General features: G+C 33.1%; 6 protein-coding genes. 3 read left to right on the plus strand and 3 right to left on the minus strand.

Annotated features, from left to right (window positions below; all coding sequences use genetic code 11):
* Positions 1–153: 153 nt before the first annotated feature.
* Together CD30_RS18635 and CD30_RS18640 are read left to right on the plus strand one after the other, a co-directional pair.
* A complete protein-coding gene (locus CD30_RS18635; protein ID WP_052126326.1) occupies positions 154–693 on the plus strand; it encodes a hypothetical protein in 540 nt (179 codons plus the stop codon).
* 287 nt (positions 694–980) lie between these two features.
* Positions 981–1,604: an ECF transporter S component gene (locus CD30_RS18640; RefSeq protein ID WP_036180506.1), complete on the plus strand. Its 624-nt coding sequence runs from the start codon at positions 981–983 to the stop codon at positions 1,602–1,604.
* Positions 1,605–1,719: 115 nt separating this feature from the next.
* On the opposite strand, the gene istB is transcribed toward CD30_RS18640, so the two are convergent.
* From istB to CD30_RS20775, 3 genes are all read right to left on the minus strand, one after another.
* The gene (istB, locus tag CD30_RS18645) at positions 1,720–2,466 is read right to left on the minus strand and encodes an IS21-like element helper ATPase IstB (RefSeq protein ID WP_036180509.1); all 747 of its coding nucleotides are present in this window, start codon (positions 2,464–2,466) and stop codon (positions 1,720–1,722) included.
* Positions 2,463–4,013 carry an IS21 family transposase gene (istA, locus tag CD30_RS18650; RefSeq protein WP_170933683.1) on the minus strand — a complete coding sequence of 517 codons (1,551 nt, stop codon included), beginning with the start codon at positions 4,011–4,013 and terminating at the stop codon, positions 2,463–2,465. The genes istB and istA overlap by 4 nt, the downstream gene beginning before the upstream one ends.
* A 462-nt stretch (positions 4,014–4,475) precedes the next feature.
* Positions 4,476–4,580: a putative holin-like toxin gene (locus tag CD30_RS20775; protein WP_408056822.1), complete on the minus strand. Its 105-nt coding sequence runs from the start codon at positions 4,578–4,580 to the stop codon at positions 4,476–4,478.
* Between the two features lie 243 nt (positions 4,581–4,823).
* Between CD30_RS20775 and CD30_RS18655 the strand changes: the two genes are divergently transcribed.
* Positions 4,824–5,277 (plus strand): sigma factor-like helix-turn-helix DNA-binding protein (locus CD30_RS18655; RefSeq protein ID WP_141096079.1); only part of this gene is annotated, 454 nt, incomplete at its 3' end.

The raw sequence follows: 5,277 nt of genomic DNA on the forward strand, positions 1-5,277 counted from the left end.
GTTGTGAGAGGGGCGAAAATTAGTTAACTTATTTTCCCTCTACTCGATTGCTAGGGTATTAGGTGGTTTCTGGTTTTTATGGTAAATTATATTTGTTAGAAGGAGTTAAGGAGTTAAGGAGTTAAGGAGTTAAGGAGATAAGGAGTGATACATTTGAAGAAGATAAGTATTATTTTCGTTTGCGTGTTTCTGATAGTAATATTATTTGTTTACCAACAAAATATGAAAACGAAGGCTGAAGTGAAAGAAGGAGATTTTGTTTATCGGCTTGTAACGGAGAAAGAAGAGTATAGTGAGGGGGAAGCCATAAAAATATATGCGGAACTTGAATATATAGGGGATCAAGAAGAAATTGAAATTTCTCATGGAGGATCTCCTTTTTCATTTCCAATGGTGGAGACGACACGAAATTATGACATTGATTCCTTTAACTTTCTAGTATTAAAAAGAACCAAACTAATTAAAGGGGAATCACTTCGTCTAGAATTTTTGGGTAGTGGCGGATACGGATCGCAAGATGAAAATGAATACACAGAGTTTATGAAACGAGTTGCTAATAATGAATTTCCAAAAGGACGTTATGTGGTAAATGGTGCTGCAGATTTTAACGTAATTGAAAGCGGAGATTCAATAGAAAAGAAGAATTATGAGATAAAGGCACAAATTGAATTTAGGGTTAAAAATAGTAAATAGTCTTGGTTTACATACATCAATCTTCTATGATTATTGAGTATTGTTATTTCATATAATTATTCCATTTTAAATAATTCTTTTTAAAGTGTTTATTTTTTAAAAGAAGTACTTAATAATTAAGCACTTGCAAAATTATAATGTTGAAAAAAATACTACAAAAATAGTAATATTAGGAAAGGTTCAATTTTACTTAAAGAAAAAGCTTATACATTATATTCACGTTGAACATGCTTAAATGAAAGTATGTAATGCTTGGTAGGGAATATTTTTGCTAAAGGAGTACGAAATTGAAAATAAGAGAATTTACATTAACTACAACATTTTTATCCATTATATTATTATTTGCTCTCACACCAGTTGGATTTATACATTTAGGTGTAATTAAAGCGACGATCATTCATATTCCAATTATTATAGCTTCCATTATCTTAGGGCCAAAAATTGGTGCATTTTTAGGTTTGGTGTTTGGAATCACTAGCATTATAACAAATACAATCGCCCCAACATTACTGTCATTTGCTTTTTCTCCAGCGATTCCTGTATTAGGTACAAGCCAGGGAAGTTTTTGGGCATTATTTATTGCCATTGTTCCAAGAGTATTAATTGGTTTCATTCCTTACTATATGTTTAAAGCCGTTTCTAAAGCTTTGTCAAAGAAAAAACCCAATCAGAAACTAGCTTTCTTTTTAACTGGACTACTTTCAACTTTTTTACATACATTTTTAGTGATGGGTTCGATTTCTTTAATATTTCAGGACGCTTATGCTCAAGCCATAAATGCAGACAGCTCGAGTGCAATTTTTAAAGCTGTTATGACTGTGTTTCTTACAAACGGAATCACTGAGGCAATAATTGCTGCTATTGTCACATCACTAGTTGCTCCGCCATTATATAAGCTGTCAAAAAAATAAATAGTATTTTTATGGTTTTTTTTCCGCATTACGCGAATGCAAGAAGGAACATTACGATTTGTAAGCGTCAAGTAAAATTGAACACTTTTTGCTAAATAATTTTGAACACTTTCGATTAAAACATACTTTTACGATGTTTCATTCTGTAGCTGTCTTCATTTAAATGAATGATTTCGACTCTATGAAGTAGTCGATCTAATATTGCTGTAGTAATTCCTTCATCTCCCAATAATTCGCCCCATTCATTGGGGCTTTTATTAGAGGTAAGTATAATTGAACTTCTTTCATACAGACGATTTATTAGATGGAAAAATAAGTTTGCTTCTCTTTGATCCATCGCCATATACATCAAATCATCAATAATTACTAAATCGGAAGATTCAATGCGATTTAAAAGAACTTGAGATTTACGTGTGAATTCTCGTGTTTTTAAAAGATTTATTAGCTCTCCCATTGTCACAAACATGACCTGGAATCCTTTTTGAATTGCTTCTATTCCTAGACTAATAGATAAATGAGTCTTCCCAGACCCTGGCGGTCCAAGGAGTATTAAATTGAATTGTTCTTCCATCCAATTTAATTCTTCTAACTGACTTAGTTGCCGTTGACTCAATGATGTTTGTTCTGTTAAGTCAAATTCCTTCAATGTCTTTACATAGGGAAACTTAGCCCATTTCATACGTTTATCTATACTTTTTTCCTCACGCTTTTTTAACTCGAATAAAACGATTTCCTGAACGAATTCTCGGTATGTCCAAGATGTTTGTTCTGCTTTTCTTAAAAGGTTAGGCAATTCATGAGAAGTTTCGGTTAATCTTAATTGTTTAAAATAATCTTGAAGATTTTCTAAACTATCATTCACGACATCACACCTCCTAAAATTTCGGTGTAAGTCCTAATAGAACGCTTTTCTACTTCTATATTTTGAGGTTTATCTCGATGAACATTTGATTTGTTTAATGGTTGTAGTTCGTCCTTAATTTTACTTAAGTATTTTGATACATCACTGAAATCATTAGCGCTTAATAGATGCTCATCAATGCACTTCCGAAGTGCCTCATCAATAAATTCTCCATATTCAATTGTTGCCTTTTGTAAGATATCAAGTTGATCTCGTTTATACCGAGGGTATGAGTCCATCATTTTATTAATAAACGTTGTTGCTAGTTCAGTATTTTTAAACTGTCGAATCACCGTTTCTTTATAAGCCTGTATTCCTTTAGAACGATCCCGTCCATGATTTCTGTTTTTTATTAATTTTCCTTTTCCTATTTCTAAACGATGCTTGGCGAGAACTTCGCCACTATGGTTTCTCTTAATAATAAGTTGTTTATGATTATTTTGATCATCATAGATTTCAATTGCCACCGTATTAAGACCTTTAGGTCTATATGTACCAAGTGGGACAGAATAACGATTTGATTTGTAGATAATCGTGTTGTCTTTATTCACATTTCTTGTTAAACTTGATTCATTGGAACTCTCATTTGAGAGTAGGTAGGAGACTGGCTTTAGGTGTTGCTTTTCGAGGAGAAACACTTCTGCCGGTCTCTTTTTTGTTCCATTATGAACTTTATAATTACCTGTTCTTTTGAGCCATTTCAAACAACGCTCATTCCAATTTTCAATAGTGGAGAAAATACGACTATCTGCGAAATTGTACTTCACATATTTCACCACATTTTCAATTTTCCCTTTCGATTCAGGGTCCGCTTTCCGGCATAAGTAAATTCTAAATTTTCTTTGTTTCTGATAGGCTTGAAACTCTCCTGTTAAAAGAATATCTCCTGCATTTTCACTAACTGTAATTAAATGATCTTGATCATATACAATCTCTTCTGGCATACCACCATAGTACTGAAAGGCGTTCTCGTGGGCCCTAATTGTATCCCGAGTTGTAAATGGTCGGTTTTTCCATTCTACATATTTATAACGAGAATGTGAGAGGACAAAACAAATACAGTACAATTTTACTTCTTTTTTATTATTGGTTTTCTGTCTAGTTTCTCCCCAGTCGACTTGCATCTGTTTTCCCATAGGTTGTTCAACCACAGCTTCATATTCTCTAGCTTTTCTTGTTTTTTCGATCTGATATTCTTCCCGCAATTGATTTACATACATCCTCATTGTACTTTCACCAACAAGGAAATTTGGAAATCGTTCAAGCAACCAATCTTGCATTTGTGCTGCACTTAAATGTGGATATTCTTGTAACCAAGCAACTAGCCAATCTTTATACGAATCCAGTTTTTTCTTTCTGGAACTCAACGAGTTCACCCATTCAAACGCTTCATCAGATGACATCTCTAAGTATTTGTAAACTGTTGTTCGCGATATTTTTAGTTGTTTTGCAATGTGAGAAACAGAAAAACCTTTCTCTGACATTTGATGTATTTCTAGATATAACATTAATCTCTTTTTCACCTTTCATTCCCCAATTCCTATGTACTATTAAATAGTATAAGAGAATTAAGTTAATATTTGGCGAAAGTGTTCAATCTTATCTAGCGGTAACTGTCCATTTTATTTTAGCGTTTACACGATTTAGGTAAATCCTGGATAGAAGTCTTAATTTGCTCAATATGATTTAGGATTACAGAGATCGGAGAGAATGAAAGTGGGGTATGCAGTTTATTTATGCTGGATATCTAAATAAATTACTTAAAACAAGGACTATATTAAATTGGATAAGTGCAAACAAAGTTGAAATTCGTTTTAAAGTGTTATAGTATAATTTATAGAAGAGTAAGTAAAATAAAAAGACCGCATAGTGCTGGAACACTACACGGTCTGTAGTAAGTCATCGCATCAAAAGCGATTGGCATGGGCAAAGTAAATCACCCTAAACCGGGCAAGGTATAAGAGGGTGATTTACTTTTTTCGTGAAAAAGTAAATGACAAAGCTAAGATGGTCACTATGAGTGTACCAAAGCTTATCATGAGCGTTAAGGCTTCATATGTCGTCATTGGCAACATCTCCTTTCCCTTCACAAAACGTGAAGTAATACGGAATGAAAAGATGTACCAATCACCCTTGATACCTTGTACTTACTACTCTATTAAGTATATCATTTTTCAATAGTTATTAAAAAATATATGTTATCAACGAGTGTATTTGATAAGCTAAAACTGAGCCACCATCGCAGTTGAAAAGTGAGCCACTTTTATATGAAAATAATCCTAACTTCATAGAGTTAGGAGCGTATAGAGGTGATTTCATTGGAGAAGAAACAAAAAGTGCTACTTGCCTTTCATCAAGAAAGTAAGAGTCAACGTCAAATTGCGAAGGAGCTTGGAATTTCTCGTAATACTGTAAAAAAGTATATACAAGAGGATCTTGAAAAAAGAAGAAAAGATATTCGTGAATTACCTATTACAGATAATTATGTAACGCCTCCGTCGTATAAAAAACGCAAAGGAAATAAACGAGCTTTAACACCTACAGTGATGAAACGCATTCGGAAAATGTTAAAAGATAATGAATATAAACGGCAACATCAAATGCATAAGCAACAACTGAAAATGATTGATATTCATGAAAAATTATTAGATGAAGGTTTTGAAATTAGTTATACCACTGTTAGAAACTTTGTGAATAGTGAGGAGAAACGTCAAAAAGAAGTCTTTATTCGTCAAAAGGCAACTGCTGGTCATGAGATTGAATTTGACTGGG

The sequence above is a fragment of the Ureibacillus massiliensis 4400831 = CIP 108448 = CCUG 49529 genome (assembly GCF_000772965.1).
Taxonomy (GTDB): domain Bacteria; phylum Bacillota; class Bacilli; order Bacillales_A; family Planococcaceae; genus Ureibacillus; species Ureibacillus massiliensis.